The following is a 19,561-nucleotide window of genomic DNA, read 5'->3' as shown; positions in this document are numbered from 1 at the left end:
CTGGATTCGTTTACGAGCGAGGATTTCTAAATCTCGTTTTTGTAAGAGCTAAAACGACGAAAGCTCGCAATAAATGCGAGCTCTCTAAATAAGTGGCGGAGAGATAGGGATTTGAACCCTAGATACGCTATTAACGTATGCCGGTTTTCAAGACCGGTGCTTTCAACCACTCAGCCATCTCTCCGTTGTGGGCGGTATAATAAGGAGCATAGTCCGACTTGTAAAGTGCTGAATTATAATAGAAGTACTGTTTGCTTGTTTTATGATCACTGATGTGATGTTGGACAGTTTGAAAGCGGAGTGAAAAAGGGACAAAAAGTACCAATTTATAGAGTTTTTACTTTATATTGGCGCACGTCAATAAAATGGTGTTTTATTGTTATCTTGCTGATATATAAGATATAACATGCTTTTAGGGTACATGTGTTCGCCCGAAAGTATTTGCAAGACTTTGTGAACTAATTCAAAATTAACTGGTATAGCCAGTTGTGCTTAGAATTCTTAAGGGTGTTTATGAAGGTCACAAATCTATTTAAAGACAAAGTTGATGCGATTTCTGCTCATCAATCCGAGTTTATGAATTGGATGTCTCCAACGTTACGCGATTATTGGAGTGACTTTTTGGGGAAAGCTCAAAATAGCTTTCTTTTCTCAAAAGTTCGTGATCACCAGCAGCCAGCCGTCAACGAAGAAGTTGCACCTCAACCCGCACCGATCGTAATGGCACCAGAGGCTCAAAAGCTTTATGACGAGTTAAGTGAAAAAATTGGCGAAGTTATTCACACTGGTGATTGGGTTCATGTGTCTCAAGAACGTATTAACCAATTTGGTGCGGTAACGGAAGACATGCAATGGATTCATACTGATCCAGAGCGTGCTTCAACTGAATCTCCATTTAAGACAACTATCGCTCATGGCTTTTTAACATTAGCATTGCTGCCTAAACTGACGGATTCAGTTGATCCAGAAAAGCCAATGTTCCCAACAGCTAAAATGGTAGTTAACTTGGGTTTAAACCAAGTTCGTTTCCCTTACCCTGTCAAAGCGGGCAATAATGTTCGTGCAGTCAGCACGTTAACAAAAGTAACGCCAATCAAAAAAGGTTTGGAGATTGAGCGCGAAATTAAAGTGGAAATTGAAGGTATTCGTCGACCTGGTGCGGTTGTGGTCTCTGTAATTCAACTGCATTTCTAATTCCGAAACCGGAGAGAACACTACATAGGAAAAGAGAGCATCAAGGTGCTCTCTTTTTTATTTTTACTGATTAAAGTTTTTTACTGGCGTATAACCGTAATCTGCAATCGCTTTTTGTCCCTGCTCTGAACGAAGGAAAGCGATAAAACCTTTACCTGCATCGCTAATCTTATCTACTTTGTATAGCACTAGGAATGGTCGCGCCAACTTGTACTTATGATTGCTAATGTTTGTCGAGGTTGGGTCAATACCATCTAACTGAATCGCCTTGATCGAGCGATCTACTGACCCTACAGAGATAAAACCAATGGCGCGAGTGTTATGGTTAACAATGGTTTTTACCATGCTGTTGCTGTTTACAACCAAGTTGTTTGGGCTGATATCCGAGACGAGGCGATCATTAACGATTTTGGTCAGTCCCAGCAAGCTTTCGAAGCTGTAACGTGAACCTGAAGACGCTTCTCTAGTAACCACCGCGATAGGCTGATCTGCGCCCCCGACCTCTTTCCAATTCTTAATCTTACCTTTGTAAATATCAAACAGCTGTTGCTGAGAAAGGTTTTCTACAGAGTTGGTACGGTTTACAACAACAGCGAGGCCATCATAAGCGATAGGGTATACATTGAGATCTTCACCTTTTTCGCTTTCAGTCAGATAGCGAGAGCTCATGCCTATTTCGGCTACTCCTTTATTGACCATGGTGATACCAGCACTCGAACCAATGCCCTGAACAGCAACGTAATCGTCTGGGTGTGTTTTGTTGTATTCCTCAGCAAGTACATCCATCACGCGAGCAACCGACGTTGACCCTGAGATGTTGATTTCTTTTGCAATGGTAGGGAGGGAGACTGCTATGGCCAATAAAGTCGCCACAGTAAAACGTAACATATTAAACTCCATATACGGGATAAAGCAGAGTTTATGATATTGCGTTCAGGTTACACTTTTGTGAACTGTTAGCGCTAAACAGGGGAATTATTTCTAGTCAAGAGGTGATGGAGCTAGCGTTTCCAAGTGGATTGAGATGATAATCTGGGCAAATGATAATATAGCTATCTTATACTTGAGTTAGGTAGATAACTACCATCGGTGATGATGTAAAGGTTATATACTAGGATCGACAGCTCTAACTATCATCCATCGGGAGAACGTTGATGTCAGTGTCCCAAATGGCGACAAGTCGTTTATACAAATCAGTTCAATCGCTCTGCTCTGCGCGTAATGCTAACTTGCCTGTCGAACAGGGCAAGTGCCTCTATGAGCTAGTAGAAAATGGCGTTGAGCTTCATCGGGCGCATTTTCTCCTCGACTCCCAGCATAGCGAGTATACTTCTCCCGTCGCGAAGATCATGTTTGATGAGGACAACCAACTTTGGTATTTCTATGTTCCCACATATCACAACGAGCTGTTAAGGTGGGTGCCTTATAAGCCACTTCCATTTAGCCGAATGCTTGAGGACTTACTCAACGAATTGGAGCGTGATCCTCAAGCGTGTTTTTGGGAATAGGGTGAGCCCAACGGATGCGAATGCCGACATGATTTATACTTTAGGCTTAACGACTTGGTTTCTAAAGTCTTTGGGGGTCATGTTGTAAACGGATTTAAATGCTGTACTGAAATGCGCTGCACTTTTAAAACCAGACTCAAACGCTATTTCTGTTATTGATTTTTCTGACTTGCGCAGTTGGGTTGCTGCGAAGTTTATCCGTTTCACCTTTAATATCTGAGAAAACGAAAGATCATCTGCGGCGAGGCGACGTTTTAAGGTTGCGATGGACATGCTCATATGAGCCGCTAAGCCTTCTAGCGTGATGTCTTTTTCAATATTACCCTCAATGTACTTAATGGCTTTTTGAGAGTCGCTCAGGCTACTTGCATCATCTATGATAGATAGGATGTTTGGCTCTACCTCAACCATCAACGACAGCAATGCCATTGCGATATGGCTTTGTGTGTAGTCTGGAGCGTTGCGACTCGCTAACTTAACCAACATGTCCTTCAATTGTGCTACTTCGCTACTGGATTGCGTTGAAAAAGGATAGAAGCGCCTTTCTTCCGTTTTGGAACGTAGCATCGGGTGCGCTTTCTTAAAGTCACAGAATATATTTGGGTTGAAGACTAAAGCCAATGCTTTAAAGCCTCCGTCACTAGAGACGGCTTCTGCACTGCTCAGATCTGCGGAGTTATAGAGTGTGAAATCTCCGGCTTTAAGTTCAAATTGCTCACCATTAGGTTGATGAACTAATAGGGCACCTTCTTCAACAATATATAACCCATTATGTGTTGCAGTGTAACGCTCACTTTTGCGCGCAGTGAAGTGATTAAAGCGAATGATCTCAATGTTCGGCATACTCGTTCTTATCGTTTTACATAACAAATAAAAAAGGCGCTCAATAGAGCGCCTTTTAACTTCATTCGGTATTATTCACTTACAGTCTGTTCTGTTTGTGCTGCTGGTTGTTCAGCGAATACCTGGGTTGGCTTTGCAACTAAACTGCGGTTTTCTTGGTTTACGTCCGTAAGGACAATTTCCAATGTATCCCCAAGTTTGTATACGACCTCTTTATCGATAGAGATGGTACCGTTGTCGCCATTGCACTCAATTCTTTCTTTATTATCAAGAATTAGTGCACCAGGAATAAAGGCTGCTGCGCCATTTTCGAGAAGTCGGACACGTGCGCCTGCACGATTAATATCGAAAATCTCACCTGTGAAACAAGTTTTCTTGCTCGGCTCATCAGCAAGCGTGCGTGCATATAGCCAATCTGAGACATTTCGCTCAGCGATTTTATGATGTTTACGATGTAGAGCTAGCTCTTCGCCTACTTGGTCATCTGGTTTTTGTACGGGTTCTTTACCAAGGATGACGGCCTTCAACATACGGTGGTTGATCATATCACCGTATTTACGAATTGGTGATGTCCAAGTTGCATAGATGTCTAAACCCATTGCGTAATGAGGCAGAGGCTGATTACCCACCTCACTGTATGCTTGGAACTTACGAATGCGGTTATCTAGATAAGACGTTTCTTGAGCTGCCAACCAGCGGCGCAACGCAGCAAAGCCTTCTAGCGTAGCAATAGACTCCGCTGTGAACTCCAACTGGCCTTCTGGATTGACAAGTTGAACCACTTCTTCAATCTTCTCGTTCTTGATACCTGCATGCGTATTGAAGACACCTGTTTCAAATTTATCGCGTAATGTACGACCTGCACAGATGTTTGCGGTAATCATGGATTCTTCAACAAGACGGTTTGCACTGCGGCGCATGTCTGCGTGGATAGCGATTACATCGTTATCTTCACTGAGCTCAAAACGGTAGTCAGGACGATCAGGGAAGACCACTGCGTTTTTCTCACGCCATTCAGCGCGAGCAAGAGAGAACTCATAAAGATCACGAACGATGGTCGCGATCTCTTCAGATGGCGTCCATGCTTCAGAGCTGCCGTTTTCTAACCAATCAGACACGTGATCGTATGCTAGGCGTGCATGTGATTTGATGTTTGCTGCGAAGAATTTAATATCGTCGCCAATCACACCATCTTTACTTACCGTTACGGTACAGCAAATAGCAGGGCGGGTTTCACCTTCAATCAGAGAGCATAGGTTGTCCGCTAAATCACGAGGTAACATCGGGATGTTGCGGCCTGGAAGATAAATAGTATAGCCACGCTCACGTGCTACTTTATCCATTTCATCTTCAGGTGTGATGTAGGCGGTTGGGTCCGCAATAGCGATGGTGAGTTCGAAATCGCCAGATACGGTTTTCTTCGCGTACAGCGCATCGTCCATATCTTTAGTCGATTCACCGTCGATAGTGACGAATGGAACATGAGTCATGTCTACGCGTTCTAGCTCCGCGTCGTCTTTCAGTTCCCAGTTATCGATGCCTGCTGGCTCAGAGTTTGGTAGATCGTTTTGAGCAAGCGTTACCCACCAAGGCGCAATTTTATCATTCGCGTCAGTGATTTTTTCAGAAATTTCTACGAAGAAAGAGTTATCGCCTTTTAGAGGGTGGCGAATAAGATGTGCGACAACCCAATCACCTTCGGCGAACTCGTCAGGTTTAAGACCTTTCTTTAGTTTCGCTTTAAGAGACAGCTTTTTAAGCTGTGGGTGATCAGGTGCTACGTTGAGCTTGCCTTTGAACATTTTTACTCGACCAATAAAGCGAGTCACGGCTTGTTCCAGCAGCTCTTGTGGCTCTGCAACTTCGCGTTCATTTTCGGTGCGGATAATGGCGACGACTTTGTCACCGTGCATGCACTTTTTCATGTACGCAGGCGGGATGAAGAAGCTAGTCTTACTGTCCACTTCCAAAAAGCCAAAGCCTTTATCTGTGGCTTTTATTGAGCCTTCTTTTTTAGGCAGGTTTTCTTGGATTTGCTGCTTAAGCTGAGCGAGTAGTGGGTTATCTTGAAACATCTTTTCTTAAATTACCTATGGAGTTGGGCACACTATAATCATTGCGAGCTATTATTACTACCTGTGGAGCGTAATTTCGCCGTGAATTTTGCCAATTTAACCACGAGAAATTGGCTTAAATATTGATGAAATTCTCATCTGTGAGTTACGCGAATCTACGGGGAATGGTAGGGCTGGTGGAAAAATATGCTAAAAATACCATTGTTGAGAATAAATTGTGATGTAATTCAATTTTTTCTGGATTTTTTTATGCTTTTAAGGAATAATCCGCCTCCCTTAGTCGTCCCTAATGGCTTATCGCGGTTGTGTACTGTGCTGTGTTCCCGTCTGAATGGAATCAGTATCTGGATGGATCAGTATCGAATTGGAAGAGCATATGGGACTGTTTTTTTGTTTAATTAAGTAGGATCCCAATGCAAGATTCTGTTATTCAATTCAGTGATTTATCTCTGAATGATTCTATCCTTTCTGCTCTAGACGGAATGGGTTTCGTGTCACCAACTCCAATTCAGGCTGCGGCAATCCCACACCTATTGGAAGGTGCTGACGCGCTGGGTAAAGCTCAAACAGGTACAGGTAAAACAGCAGCGTTCTCTCTGCCTCTTCTCAACAAACTCGATCTAAACCAACGCAAACCGCAAGCGATTGTACTTGCTCCGACTCGTGAGTTGGCAATTCAGGTTGCAGCGGAAATGAAAAACCTTGGTAAAAACATCAAAGGTTTGAAAGTTCTAGAGATTTACGGTGGCGCATCTATTGTCGACCAAATGCGTGCTCTTAAAAGTGGCGCTCATGTAGTTGTCGGTACTCCAGGCCGTGTTCAAGATCTTATCAATCGCGAACGTCTACACCTAGACGAAGTTAGTACTTTCGTTCTTGATGAAGCAGACGAAATGCTAAACATGGGTTTCGTAGATGACGTAACTGCGATCATGGAGCACGCTCCAGAGTCAGCACAACGCGTTCTGTTTTCTGCAACTATGCCTCCAATGCTGAAGAAGATCGTTGAACGTTTCCTTCGTGACCCTGTAACGGTTGACGTTGCTGGTAAAAACCACACTGTAGACAAAGTTCAACAACAGTTCTGGGTAGTGAAAGGTGTAGAGAAAGATGAAGCAATGTCTCGTCTTCTTGAAACTGAAGAAACTGACGCGTCAATCGTATTCGTACGTACTCGTCAAGATACTGAGCGTCTGGCTGACTGGCTATCTGCACGTGGCTTCAAAGCAGCTGCACTGCACGGTGACATTCCTCAGTCTCTACGTGAACGTACTGTTGATCACATCAAACAAGGTGTTATTGACATCCTAGTTGCAACTGATGTTGTAGCTCGTGGTCTTGACGTTCCACGTATTACGCACGTATTCAACTACGACATCCCATTTGATGTTGAGTCATACATCCACCGTATCGGTCGTACTGGCCGTGCTGGACGTAAGGGTAAAGCGATCCTTCTAGTTCGCACTAACCAAATTCGTATGCTTCGCACTATCGAGCGTGTAACTAAGTCATCTATGGAAGAAATCCAACTTCCTCTACGTGACCAAGTTGCTGAAGCTCGTCTAGCTAAGCTAGGCGCTGAGCTTGAAGCAGAGAAAGAGCACAAAGCACTAGACAAATTTGCTGAGCTGGTAGAGAAACTACAAACTTCTCTAGACATCGACCCAGCAACACTTGCTGCTATGCTTCTTAAGCGTCAGCAAGGCAAACGTCCTCTGTTCTACATTGGCGAAGACCCAATGGTTGAAGCAATTGAGCGTGACAAGCAACGTCGTAAAGAGCGCCGTGAAGGTGGTCGCGATGGCGGTCGTAACTTCAACAACCAAGACTGGGATACTTACCAGCTTCAAGTTGGTCGTGAGCAAGGCGTTCAAGTTAAAGACATCGTTGGCGCTCTAGCAAACGAACTAGGTCTAGGTAAAGGTTCTATCGGTGCGATCAAGCTAGCTCAAGGTCACACATTCGTACAGCTACCTAAAGCAATGACTTCAGACGCGGCGAACAAGCTAAGCAAACTACGTATCCGTCAACAAGATGTTGGTGCTGTAGTATGTGACTTCGATGATTTCCGCGAGTCTCGTGGTGGTCGCCGTGACGGTGGTCGTCGCGATGGTGGTCGTCGTGATGGCGGTGGTTACCGTGGCAACCGCGAAGGCGGCAATCGTGGTGGTGATCGTCGTGAAGGCGGTCGTCGCGAAGGTGGCTTCCGCGGTAACCGTGACGGCAACCGCGATGGCAATCGCGAAGGTGGCGAACGTCGTTTCGATCGCAACCGTGGTGGTGATCACCGTGGTGCACATCGTGGTGAACGTGGTCACGGTCGTGGCCGTCGTACAGACGCATAATCACGAGTGATTAAAGCGACGGTTTAAGTTGCTACACAAAGAATTGAAAGCCGAGCAAAGCGCTCGGCTTTTTTATGCGCGTCTAATACGGTTTTGCTTTTCATCGTGTTTGTTTACCCAACTTATTACTTCGTCTAAGGGCAGGGCAGGACAGAACAAGTAACCCTGAATGATGTCACAGCCTCGACTTCTCAAAAAATGCAGTGTGTCCATGTCTTGAACGCCTTCTGCTACGACCGAATACCCTAATCCATGTGCTAGCGCAATCGTGTTCTCAACGATAGAGCGGGAGCCTTCTGTGCGGCTTGCTGTGGAGAGAAATGAGCGGTCGATTTTAATTTGATCAACCGGAAGATCTCTTAACAGTGACAAAGATGAATACCCAGTGCCAAAATCATCCAAGCTGATCTTTATACCTAATCCTTTAATTTGATGAATTAAGGGGTTGAGCTCAACGACCCTATCGATCGCCATCGTTTCAGTGATCTCTAAACTTATTAGGTCAGCGAATTGCGGGTTTACTTTGAGCAAAGTTTCTAAGCGATTAAACAGCAAGTTAGATGAGAGATCTTTCGCTGATAAGTTTACGTGGACAGGAAGCTTAATGCCTTTCTCTATAAATGTTTGCAGATCCCTTTCTACTTGGTTAAGAACCCACATGGTAATGTTGTGCACCTGATTGCTACGCTCTGCGATAGGAATGAAGTCGTTGGGTGAGATCGTTTTACCATTTTCGTCATGCCAACGAATCACTGCTTCAAAACCGACAGCTAAGTTAGTGTGTGCATCAATCAACGGTTGGTAATACAACTGAAACTCTTCTTTTTCAAGCGCACATTGAATACGAGAAGATATCTCAAGTTGGTACTTAGCCCCGACGTTCATATCCTCATTATAAAACGCAAAAAGATTGCCATTACGCTTGGCGTGATACATAGCGATATCTGCGTGCTTGATCAAAAGATCATTGGTTAGGGCGTCATATGGGTAGGTGCTTATACCGAAAACAACGCGGCAGGAAACTTGAAACTCATCTAAATGAAAGCGTTCAGACATTGCAGAATCTAGTTCTTCTATGAGTTTTCTACCCATTTCCTCGCATGCAGAAGATGTCAGGATGACAAATTCATCACCACCAACGCGGAATATCTGGTCATTGCCTTTCAGTTTCCCCTGAAGGCGTTGACCAATTTGAATAAGTAACTGGTCTCCACAAAAGTGACCCATTGCATCGTTGACTTGTTTAAAATTAACCACGTCAAAAAGGATCACCGAGAATGGGTCTCTAGATTGTATTCTGCCTTCGATAGACTCAAAGCAGTATTTACGATTAGGGAGCCCAGTAAGAGCGTCATGGACGGCATTGCGCTTCTCTCTTTCAGCAACAGTATGAAGCTCTAATATCGAATCGTTGCTCCACTTAATCACCAGCACGACAAAGATACTGCCGCCAAAAAGTATAAGAGAAACCCCCGTTTCTAAGAGAGAAGCAATAGGTTTTTGCATGATGGCGTGCAAAAAAACGGCATAAGCAAAAATGAAACAGCTGATTAACAATAATAGGAAAGTCCACCCGGTTACGTCAGTTTTCGAGCAGATGTTTTTTGTCATCTGCCATCCCCAGCAGAGCAAAATCAAACCTAAGATCACTAATAGAAATGCAATAGTGGGCACATTATTACCCCGATTTATTGATTGGTTTGTTATTTTTGTTCACCCAATAAACAACGTAGCTTATATATCTGACTTTGTACAAATTGACCTATTCATAAATTATGTTTAACAAGTGATATTTTTTAGCCTTCAAATAAAATCAAAACTTGCTACAGATCAACAAAATTTGTTCAATCAAATCGCTTTTACTAAAAGATTGTTGAAAGATTAAAAAATTATTGAATAATAGAGGGGCAAACAAGAAGTACGCAGCGCACAAGCGCTATTACAACCTCTGCTCTACAACAGGATAACTATTTCATGTCTAATTCGTTTGTACTGGTGATCAACTCTGGTAGCTCTTCATTAAAATTTGCTGTTATTGATTCTGAAACCGGTGAAGCTTTGGTATCAGGTATTGGTGAGTGTTTTGGTCTACCTGAAGCTGAAATCAGTTGGAAATATCAGGGAGAAAAAACCGTTGAAGCAATTCCAGCTGGCGGTAACCATCATCAGTACGCTGTTGAGCGAGTGGTAAAACTACTCGAAACTCTAGGTTTGAGCTCAAAATTTGTCGCTGTAGGCCATCGCATTGTCGCAGGCGGTGAAACCTTTAAAGGAACTGTGAAAGTTGATGAAACAGTTATTCAAGAAGTAGAGCGCCTTGCTGAACTTGCACCACTTCATAACAAAGCGAACGCTGAAGGCATGAGAGCGGCAATGGCGGCGTTCCCTTCACTGCCTCAATTTGCTGTATTTGACACTGCTTTCCACCAAACAATGCCAGCCAAAGCCTTTATGTACGCACTTCCTTACGAGCTTTACGAAGAGCATAAAGTGCGTCGTTACGGTGCTCACGGTACAAGCCACTACTACGTAAGCCGTGAAGCAGCGAAAATGCTAGATAAGCCGGTTGAAGAAAGCAGCTTTATCACTGTGCACTTAGGTAACGGTGCATCAGTGAGTGCGGTTAAAAATGGCGAATGTGTTGATACAAGTATGGGTTTGACGCCGTTAGCTGGCCTAATGATGGGCACTCGCTGTGGTGACCTTGATCCAAGTGTTATCGAGTTCCTTTTCCGTAAAGGCTGGGAAAAAGACGAAGTGTTCGAGATGATGAACAAGAAGTCAGGTTTCTTAGGTGTATCTGGTGTGACAAGTGATGCTCGTGGCGTACTAGAAGCAATGGAAGCGGGGAATTCACGTGCGAAGTTGGCATTTGAGATCTTCACTTACCGCGTTGCGAAATACATTACTTCCTACCTCGCGGCTCTGGATTCATTAGACGGTATCATCTTCACTGGTGGTATTGGTGAAAACTCACTACCAATTCGTCGTGAAATCTTGAAAAACCTAAAACTGTTAGGTTTTGTTGAAAATGAGAAAGGTAACGAAGATGCAAGATTTGGCAACGCAGGTGTTATTGCAACATCTGAGTTGTTAGGTGCGAAAGCTCTTGTTATTCCTACTAACGAGGAATTTGTGATAGCCAAACAATCGGTTGAGCTATTGTAATATATAACGGAAACAGAAAGTTAAAAGCGAGCCTCGTGCTCGCTTTTTTATTTAAAGCAATTTGGCAATTACTCTTTGAGTTTCAGAGCTTCGCGCTTTTCGATTAAAAAATCCATCAAGACGCGGATTTTTTTCGGCATATGCTCTCGTGAAGGTATATATAAATAAAACCCTGGAAACTCTTTGCACCAAGGTGTCAGAACTCGGGTCAATCTTCCCTCATCTATGTGCTTTTCCACCCATAAATCAATATGCTTCACTAAACCCACACCCTGCATTGCAGCTTGTAACATACTATAGTCATCATTAAAAATAGCATTGCCTTTAGGCTCGAAAACGAGGGTGCGCTTTGCAACATCTGGAGAGGTTAGCGACCAATGATCAATTGTTCCGCTAGAGGTAAAACGATAAGCAAGGCAATTGTGACCTTCTAAATCCTCAGGAGTTTGAGGTAGTCCATTTTGCCTAAAGTATTCAGGAGAGCCCACTATTGCCGTTGTTAACGGCGGAGTAATAGGGATCGCAACCATATGTTCATCTAAGCTTAATCCTAAGCGAATGCCAGCGTCAACGCCTTCTGCGACGATGTTAGAAAACCCATCATCCATGATTAGCTCTAGGCGTATTTTAGGATAACGAGAGAGGAACTCACCTAGATAGGGCTCAATAAGCAGCCGAGCAGCGGTTCTTGATACACTGATACGGATTAATCCCGAAGGCTCAAGATGAGAGTCGTTCAATTCGTTAACGACCTGCTCAATGTTCACCAATGAAGGTTGCAAAATATCAAGCAGACGTTGGCCTTCTTCCGTCAGCGACATACTTCTGGTGGTTCGATTAATTAACCGAACTTGTAGCTGTTGTTCTAACGCTTTTAGGTGTTGTGATAAGGCAGCACGGGTTACCCCCATTTCTAAGGCTGCTTTAGTGAAACTGCGATGGCGAGCAATATGTGCAAACCACGTCAGTGATGAAATTAAAGAAGGTTCTATTCTCATCTGTTAAGTATAACTAAACAGTCATGTAGATAAAACGATATTTATCCGAAACAGTGTGTTGACTAATATTACATCGAAGCTTAGGTCAGCCTGAGATGAACAGTTAACCTCTAATGGAGAATGTCGCTATGTCTAAAGTCACTTTCAAAAATCTCAATGGTCAAGGTATTGAGATTTCAGCGGTTATCAACTTCCCTACAGATTTTGATGCAAGTAAACAATATGCGGCGGTTGTTGTTTCACACCCAGGTGGTGGCGTAAAAGAGCAAACCGCAGGCCTATATGCGAGTAAACTTGCAAAAAGCGGCATAATTGCCATTGCGTTTGACCGTTCGTATCAAGGTGAAAGTACAGGTGAGCCTCGCCAAATGGAAAACCCTTACACGAGTACTGAAGACGTGAGCGCAGTCGTCGACTATCTGACAACGTTAGAGTACGTCGATAACGATAAAATTGGCGCAATGGGGATTTGTGCTGGTGCGGGCTATAGTGCAAATGCAGCGATCAATGATCGTCGAATCAAAGCACTGGGTATGGTTAGTGCCGTAAACATTGGCCAAATGTTCCGTAATGGTTGGGATAATTCGGTTAACGATGCTGACGCTGTTGGTTACTTAGAATTTGGTTCGAATGCTCGCACAACCGACACGAATGGTACAGAATTCGCGACTATTCCTCTAGCTCCGATGCGTGAAGAAGATGCCTCAAATGCAGAGCTACGCGAAGCTTGGGAGTATTACCACACACCACGTTGTGAACATCCAAATGCGCCGGGTTTTGCTCTAACTCGTAACTTAAACCAGATCATTACTTACGATGCGTACCACAAAGCGGAAGCATTCCTAACTCAGCCAATTCTTGCTGTCGTTGGTAGTGACGCAGGCAGCAAATGGATGAGTGATGACCTGATAGAACGTGCAGCGAGTTCAGATAAAACCTTGTATGCCATTGATGGTGCAAACCATATGTCGCTTTATGATGTTGCCGAATACGTCGATGACGCAGTATCCCAACTCGCATCTTTCTTCCAACGCACTCTTTAATATTCCCGATGAAAGGCTCAATTGCTTCGAGCCTTTCTGCTCTCAAGGCTTTTTACTCTTAAGATATTGATTATGAATATGCAAAAAATCACTTTTAGAAATGCTGATATGTCTTGGGATATGTCTGCATTAATTTTATTCCCAGAAGGCTTCAATGAATCGAAACGCTACCCAACAATGATAAGTGTTCATCCTTTTGGTAGTTGTAAAGAACAAACATCCAGCGCTGTCTATGGTAAAGCCCTTGCTGAGTTAGGTTACGTCGTGATCGCATTTGACGCGAGCTTCCAAGGAGAATCGGGGGGATTGCCTCGCTACGTAGAAGACCCAAGTCAACGTGTTGAAGATATCAGTCGCGTTATCGACTATGCAGTAACTTTACCATATGTCGATGAGAATAGAATTGGTGGACTCGGTATCTGCGGCGGTGGTGGTTACATGATCAATTCAGCCCTAACCGAAAAGCGCTTGAAAGCTGTCGTAGGTATTACGCCTGTTAACTTAGGCCGCTTGTTCCGTGAAGGCTTTAGTATGTACGACCCTATCGCCAATCTTGAAGCTATGGCTGCACAGAGAACAGCCGAAGCTCGCGGCTCAGAGCTGAAAATCGATGAACTTCTTCCTCCAAATATTGAATTTGCAAAAGAAAATGGATTAACAGAACGAGACGTGTTCGAAGCTACTGAATACTACAAAACATCACGTGGACAAACCGAAGGTGGTGCAACTCGTATGCTGTTTTCACATGCACAGAAAACACTGAGCTGGGATGCCTTTGCATTTGCCGAAACGTTATTGACTCAGCCTGTTATGGCCGTGGTAGGGCAAAAAGTCGGGGCGTTTGGTGCTTATCGTGATGGGCAGGAAATTTATGGCCGCTCTGTTCAATCAAAAGACCGACAGCTGGTTAATTTGGAAAATTGGTCTCACTATGAACTGTATGACCATCCAGAAGCAGTCGGCATTGCAATGGACAAGGTTTCTGCATTCCTTGAAACACACTTAAAATAATCTAATAAGTTAGAAGCGTTTTGTAGAGTTGCAAAGCGCTTATTTTTAACAGCGTAAGATGTAGTTCGAAGCGAGTAGGTCGGTAAATCTTCGTGCGAATAACCTCATCTACAGGCTATTGACTAAATACCACTGCCAAATACTGTTTAAGACAATGTACACTGAAACCTAATTAAAGGCGTTAGATAGGAATGAAGTTTAATTTATGCGCAAATCAGATAAGAAGGTCGAGAATCTAATTAGAGAAGTGTTGACCGAAGTTTGTGAAGATACGCTAAAAGGCTACGATGGCTTTCTTTGGGTGACTCATACCGTCAAATTCTCTTCTTTTCCACAAAGTTTAGAAATAGTCTGCGTATTCGAAACGAAGCAAGATCGAGCTAACTTTTTTGAAGGAGAGGGCCGCCAGCATGTTTCCACAACTATTCAAAAGGCATTTAATAAGGCAGGAGTGCAACTAAAGAACGTCAGTAAGCAAATCAGTTACGATACAAAACAAAAGTGTTAGTGCGGGCAGCAATTGAAGTGAGTTAGGGTTGTTTTAGGCATCCAAAGCTTCATTTTATGAGTTTTGATATAAAGCCTGAAGACTAAGCTTGGGCTTTCTCTGCCAAACTTATCTTTGCCCCAAAATAAGCTGGAATAAATACCCTACAAAATTTGGTGCTTGCGTTTTACCCTACGAAAAGTTATCCGATAGAATGTAACCCAACACTATTGAGCCTTCATTGTGTTTGTTTAATCTGTCAAACTTCCTATTTAATTGGTTAAATCGTCAGGTTATCTTGTTGAGGATAATAAATTACTGAAAATATTGTTATTATCCTTCTTATTCATCAGTAAAACCGACTTCTATGAGATATGAATCCGCTCCTGTAACCCCTGTAGAAAGGCCAAAAACCACTAGAGAAAGAGCAGCTCACCAACGCCGAGAGCGTCAGGAAGAGCTGAGATATACCGCGAGCGATGAAAAACGATGGGCTGAAAATAGAGAGCGCGTTCTTGCTGAACGAAAACCTGCTCAACAAGCGTATGACCTTACGAAAGAAGAATGGAATAAGGACTTACAGGATCAAGCGAAAGAATACCAGTGGGACACCTCACAGCAAGAGAACGTCAGTATTGCCGTACTAACAGTTGAAGAAGCCAACGAGTATTTAGATTTGCTCATCAAAGACACACACGGTCAGCTTTCTACAGGTAAGGACTACACTGGCGTTGGCGTAGGACTCAAAGGGGCTTATGAAGTCGCTAAAGAGCTTGGTGGATGGGGAGCAACCGCCAAAGCCGTCAATATCAATGGTGTAATGAATATTGTGGTTGAGAACTACAAGCCTCGATATTTAGATCTCGGTATCCGTTGGCAACAAGCAACGCCTAAAATGCTTAAGATTGGTCACGCATTGAATACTGTCCAAGGTAATGTCCGTTTTTTGAGAGGCAACATCTATTTAGAGTTTGTGTTTAGTAGTGCGGTCAATGCGGTTGATTACATGCTGCACGATGAGAAGACGCTAAGCGAAGTCGTAGGCCAACTTACGGCGGATGTTGCTAAAGGTGTAGTTGCTGGCGTGGCCGCTCAGGGAGTGCTTTTGGTTGCTCGTGCTGGTGCTGGGATTTTGTTTGGGTTTTCTTTACCTGCCGCAGTTGGGTTAGGTTTGTTTGTTTATTCAGCATTTAAGATCGGTGGATATGTATCGGAATTAGATAATAAGTACAAATTCACTAAGCCAATGAAAGAAACTGTAGAGGCATTAATTGACTGATCATGTTAGATTTTTTAAAGAAACTTACATTTTTAATATTTTTTACAGGATTTGCGTTATGGTGCGGGTCGGGAGCTTATAATTTAATTCATACTGTAGAAAATGTAGGAATTAACCCCGTAATCAGAGTATCGGGATACCTTAACAATACGTCGTCATTTGTATTGTTTGGTTTTTTTCTTCCTTCTATCCCAATGGCATTACTCAACATTGCCAATGGCATTCAACTACCAAAGTTAACTCTGAGATTAATGCTATTCGGAGCATTAATCTTTGCTTTAATCGGACACTATTTCGATACCTCGTTAAGAAAAGGTATAGAAACGTCAAACTACATCGAATGTACATCTAAGCGAGAACTTACATTGAAGCACTCAAGCCGTATTTATGTTCTTCCACCTGCAAAGTGCGATGATTTAACTTAAAGACTTTTTACTGCGAACCCAGCCAATACTTTTTCTGGTGCGATGTTATTCATCGCATCAGGACTTCATAAGTAAACTTACCATACCTGTAGTTATTGATAGTTTGCTAATCTAACAAAGTCACTAGCAAGCTTTTGTCCAAAAGCTTGTTGGTCGGTGTGCTGTTATTGGTTGCTCCGTGCGCTATTAATAGAAATGCAAGCGAATAAGGAGTGGGTAATCGCTCAAAAGTCGGGTGGAAAAGCGATAAAACGGCAAAAACTATTGGAATTAAGTCAAGGTTCTTTTTTAATGAAAAGGCTTATTGATCTGAACACAACACTTCTCATATAAGTATATCCACAAATACAAACCTCAAACTGGCGATAAAGAGCTTTAATATTGATAAATATATAAACATCTTGGGCGCTGGAGAAATTTCAGTATACTGCGCTTAGGTTACACTGTAGAAAAAATCGCCGCATTCCCAGCGGGGTCCTTTGATGAGAAATAGAAATCGCGTTTGAATATGCAACCAAATGATTTTGCCGCTTGCAGTTTATTCGGTATACAAATAATAAACCTTTGACTAGTCCGAAGGTCGGTCAAATGAGAGAAAGTCATGTTTTTTAATAAGTCGCTTCAACAAGAAAATCAACGATTAAAGCAGGAGTTGCAAATCCTGCAGCAAATCCAAACCAGTTTAGATGAAGAGATGATCCGCTTAACATTGGATAGTAAAGGCATCATTACTTCTGCAAATACTAAGCTACAGCAAGAACTTTTCTTAAATGATGATGAGATCTTAACGAAATCAATTACTGAATTGGTACCGTCAAATTCGCGCAATACAGATCACTTTCATCGAATGAAGAAAGCCGTCCAAGATAAAGTGTTCTGGAATGGGGCATTGCAAGTACAGAAAGGTAATGGTGAGGAAGCCTGGTTAAGAACGATTATCCAGCCTGTTTTAAATGAGCGCAGAGAAGTAGAAAGCTTTTTTGTTTTTGCTTCTGAACTTACGCGAACGATCAAATCATCTCGTGAGCAAGAGGACATGCTAAATGCATTAAGTCGTTCTATGGCGGTGATTGAGTTCACATTAGATGGTCATGTTTTAAAAGCCAACGATAATTTCCTAAACACAATGGGTTATACGCTTGATCAGATTCTAGGGAAGCATCGTCGCATGTTTTGTGATCAGGAAGAGTCGAGCTCTCAAGCTTACCGTGAGTTTTGGCAACGTTTAGCAAAAGGGCAATTTTCATCAGAGCGATTCAAACGAGTTAACCGTTATGGTGAAGAGGTGTGGTTAGAGGCTTCATATAACCCTATCCATAACGACAGAGGAGAGCTCTACAAGGTCGTTAAGTTCGCGACAGATATTACCCAGCAGGTGATGCAGGAACAGAAAATGGCCCAGGCTGCGCAATTGGCGAACGAAATCTCCCAAGAAACTGGAACACAAACCCTGCAAGGGCAAGAGGTTATAGGCTCAACGTTAGAAAAGATGCAGATACTTTCCGAGCAAATGCAGCAAGCGAACACGGCGATTGACGAGCTTAAAGCGCACTCATCGCGTATTAGCGAGTTGGTAAATAGCATCAGTGGTATCGCTGACCAAACTAACTTATTGGCGTTAAATGCGGCGATAGAAGCGGCTCGTGCGGGTGAGCATGGTAGAGGCTTTGCCGTTGTTGCTGATGAAGTCAGACAGCTTGCTACAAGAACCAATGCAACCACCGATGAAATTGTCACAATGGTAAGTGAAAACCTACAGAGAACGGATAACGCAGTTAAGCTGATCGCTAAATGCCAAAAAGAAGCACTAGATACGCTAGAGCTCTCTGAAAAAGCAGGTAATGTGATGAATGAAATACAAGATGGCGCTAGCCGTGTTGTAGAGGCCGTGGAGCAATTTAACCACTCGTTGTAGTTAATCAATAAGTTTTCATTGCAGAGGCGATTGGTAAAAAGCAATTCGCCTTATTCAACCTGTATTGAGGTGCGCTGAAGTCGCAATACTACTCCTGCCGCAGTCAAGTTAAGCGTTTTGAAGGGTAGGTAGTTCGACACCCGGTACAGGTTTTAGCCAGTTTGCTTGCTGTATAGAATGCCAAAGTAATTTAGTATGCGAAAAGGCTTGCCTTAAGACTTTGCCTGCATTTAATGTATCTAGCAGCAGAACTTTAATCTGCGTGACAACAATACAGGAGAGGATCGGGCTTTCACTTTTTCGCTCGACACAAACCCCTTTCAAATTTACACAGTAGCGCAGTAAAACTCTCTTGCTGCGCTATTGTGTGTTCCATATTTTGTGAGTACTTATGTTTAACTCAGAACGCAAAGCGACGGTTATTCTGGTTGCGACGACGATGATCGCGGCACTTGGCTGGATATTCTCTAAGGAAACAATACAGGGTTTACCACCTTTTGGCTTTATTGGGGCGCGATTTACTATCGCTTCGCTCTGCTTACTGCCTCTATGTTACCGACCTTTGCTGAAAGCAAACTTAAAAGATGTGCTTTCTGCTGGTGGTGTCGGGCTCCTGTTAGGCAGTGCCGTTATGACATGGATTTACGCTATTTCTATCAGTGATACTCTCGGGGAAGGCGCATTTATCATGAGCCTTTCCATGCTGTTTGTGCCGATTGTTGCATGGGTTATGTTTCGTCAACGACCACAACGAATTTTCTGGCTTTCTTTGCCTATCGCTGTATTAGGTCTTGCTTGTCTTTCTTTAGTTGGTGGCTGGAAACAATCGGCCAGTCAATTGTGGTTTCTTGGTGCAGCACTGGTTTTGGCGCTTCATTTTAATGTGAACAGCAAATACTCTCAAAAACTACCTGTGCTGCTGCTTACTTGCGTGCAACTTTTTTCAGCAGGTTGTTTAGGTTTGTTGGTTTCATTTTTTATGGAATCTTTCCCGGCAGAGGTGGACTCCTCTATTTGGTGGTGGTTTGCGTTGAGTACCTTATTAGCGACGAGCTTGCGTTACGTAATGCAAACCATGGGGCAAAAATTTGTTCAGGCAGGTAACGCTGCTCTAATTATGATATTAGAACCAGTTTGGACGGTTATTCTGAGCGTGCTGTGGTATGGCGAAGTGCTAACGGCAAATAAACTAGTAGGTTGTGTGCTTATCTTATTTTCTCTAATTATTTATCGTACTGGCGGGCGGTTTCGCTTCCCTACTCGAAAGTAG

Annotated in this window: 15 protein-coding genes, 1 tRNA gene and 1 pseudogene; 11 read left to right on the top strand and 6 right to left on the bottom strand. The window is 43.2% G+C overall.

Going from position 1 to position 19,561, the window contains the following annotated elements; all coding sequences use genetic code 11:
- Positions 1-93: 93 nt before the first annotated feature.
- A tRNA-Ser gene (locus tag R7O13_RS05050) sits at positions 94-184 on the bottom strand.
- A gap of 329 nt (positions 185-513) precedes the next feature.
- On the opposite strand from R7O13_RS05050, the gene R7O13_RS05045 reads away from it, so the two are divergent.
- Positions 514-1,194 carry a MaoC family dehydratase gene (locus R7O13_RS05045; RefSeq protein WP_005386198.1) on the top strand — a complete coding sequence of 227 codons (681 nt, stop codon included), beginning with the start codon at positions 514-516 and terminating at the stop codon, positions 1,192-1,194.
- 63 nt (positions 1,195-1,257) lie between these two features.
- Here R7O13_RS05045 and R7O13_RS05040 read toward each other — a convergent pair whose 3' ends face one another.
- Positions 1,258-2,082 carry a phosphate ABC transporter substrate-binding protein gene (locus R7O13_RS05040; RefSeq protein WP_017635752.1) on the bottom strand — a complete coding sequence of 275 codons (825 nt, stop codon included), beginning with the start codon at positions 2,080-2,082 and terminating at the stop codon, positions 1,258-1,260.
- A 266-nt stretch (positions 2,083-2,348) separates the two neighbouring features.
- Here R7O13_RS05040 and R7O13_RS05035 point away from each other — a divergent pair, with 266 nt between their 5' ends.
- Positions 2,349-2,702: a DUF3024 domain-containing protein gene (locus R7O13_RS05035; RefSeq protein WP_017635751.1), complete on the top strand. Its 354-nt coding sequence runs from the start codon at positions 2,349-2,351 to the stop codon at positions 2,700-2,702.
- Between the two features lie 33 nt (positions 2,703-2,735).
- On the opposite strand, the gene R7O13_RS05030 is transcribed toward R7O13_RS05035, so the two are convergent.
- A complete protein-coding gene (locus tag R7O13_RS05030; RefSeq protein WP_053307810.1) occupies positions 2,736-3,545 on the bottom strand; it encodes a helix-turn-helix transcriptional regulator in 810 nt (269 codons plus the stop codon).
- Between the two features lie 71 nt (positions 3,546-3,616).
- Positions 3,617-5,620 (bottom strand): exoribonuclease II, encoded by a 2,004-nt coding sequence (rnb, locus tag R7O13_RS05025; protein ID WP_047104463.1) that lies wholly within the window; start codon positions 5,618-5,620, stop codon positions 3,617-3,619.
- A 413-nt stretch (positions 5,621-6,033) separates the two neighbouring features.
- Between rnb and R7O13_RS05020 the strand changes: the two genes are divergently transcribed.
- Positions 6,034-7,965: a DEAD/DEAH box helicase gene (locus R7O13_RS05020; protein ID WP_005375680.1), complete on the top strand. Its 1,932-nt coding sequence runs from the start codon at positions 6,034-6,036 to the stop codon at positions 7,963-7,965.
- A 72-nt stretch (positions 7,966-8,037) separates the two neighbouring features.
- Here R7O13_RS05020 and R7O13_RS05015 read toward each other — a convergent pair whose 3' ends face one another.
- Positions 8,038-9,576: a bifunctional diguanylate cyclase/phosphodiesterase gene (locus R7O13_RS05015; RefSeq protein ID WP_318303184.1), complete on the bottom strand. Its 1,539-nt coding sequence runs from the start codon at positions 9,574-9,576 to the stop codon at positions 8,038-8,040.
- Between the two features lie 363 nt (positions 9,577-9,939).
- Here R7O13_RS05015 and R7O13_RS05010 point away from each other — a divergent pair, with 363 nt between their 5' ends.
- Positions 9,940-11,133, top strand: coding sequence for an acetate/propionate family kinase (locus R7O13_RS05010; RefSeq protein ID WP_318303182.1), 1,194 nt, complete (start codon positions 9,940-9,942; stop codon positions 11,131-11,133).
- A 68-nt stretch (positions 11,134-11,201) separates the two neighbouring features.
- Here the strand turns inward: R7O13_RS05010 and R7O13_RS05005 are convergent, their stop codons facing one another.
- Positions 11,202-12,131, bottom strand: coding sequence for a LysR family transcriptional regulator (locus R7O13_RS05005; RefSeq protein ID WP_005386206.1), 930 nt, complete (start codon positions 12,129-12,131; stop codon positions 11,202-11,204).
- Positions 12,132-12,259: 128 nt separating this feature from the next.
- On the opposite strand from R7O13_RS05005, the gene R7O13_RS05000 reads away from it, so the two are divergent.
- From R7O13_RS05000 to R7O13_RS04975, 7 genes and pseudogenes are all read left to right on the top strand, one after another.
- A complete protein-coding gene (locus R7O13_RS05000; protein ID WP_017821078.1) occupies positions 12,260-13,174 on the top strand; it encodes an alpha/beta hydrolase in 915 nt (304 codons plus the stop codon).
- 72 nt (positions 13,175-13,246) lie between these two features.
- Positions 13,247-14,185, top strand: coding sequence for an alpha/beta hydrolase (locus R7O13_RS04995; RefSeq protein WP_017635745.1), 939 nt, complete (start codon positions 13,247-13,249; stop codon positions 14,183-14,185).
- Positions 14,186-14,390: 205 nt separating this feature from the next.
- Positions 14,391-14,693 carry a hypothetical protein gene (locus tag R7O13_RS04990; protein WP_054574367.1) on the top strand — a complete coding sequence of 101 codons (303 nt, stop codon included), beginning with the start codon at positions 14,391-14,393 and terminating at the stop codon, positions 14,691-14,693.
- 346 nt (positions 14,694-15,039) lie between these two features.
- Positions 15,040-15,951, top strand: coding sequence for a hypothetical protein (locus R7O13_RS04985; protein ID WP_025816241.1), 912 nt, complete (start codon positions 15,040-15,042; stop codon positions 15,949-15,951).
- A 1,026-nt stretch (positions 15,952-16,977) separates the two neighbouring features.
- Positions 16,978-17,757, top strand: a pseudogene (locus R7O13_RS31510) (PAS domain-containing protein); the annotation flags it as partial.
- Positions 17,755-18,291: a methyl-accepting chemotaxis protein gene (locus tag R7O13_RS31505; RefSeq protein WP_412125714.1), complete on the top strand. Its 537-nt coding sequence runs from the start codon at positions 17,755-17,757 to the stop codon at positions 18,289-18,291. The pseudogene R7O13_RS31510 and the gene R7O13_RS31505, both read left to right, overlap by 3 nt.
- 391 nt (positions 18,292-18,682) lie before the next feature.
- Entirely contained in the window at positions 18,683-19,561 is an 879-nt protein-coding gene (locus R7O13_RS04975; protein WP_005375761.1) for a DMT family transporter, read from the top strand.

Source organism: Vibrio sp. Y176 (assembly GCF_033438945.1).
The sequence above is the reverse complement of the archived record's forward strand: the minus strand, read 5'-3'. Positions and strand labels throughout refer to the sequence as shown.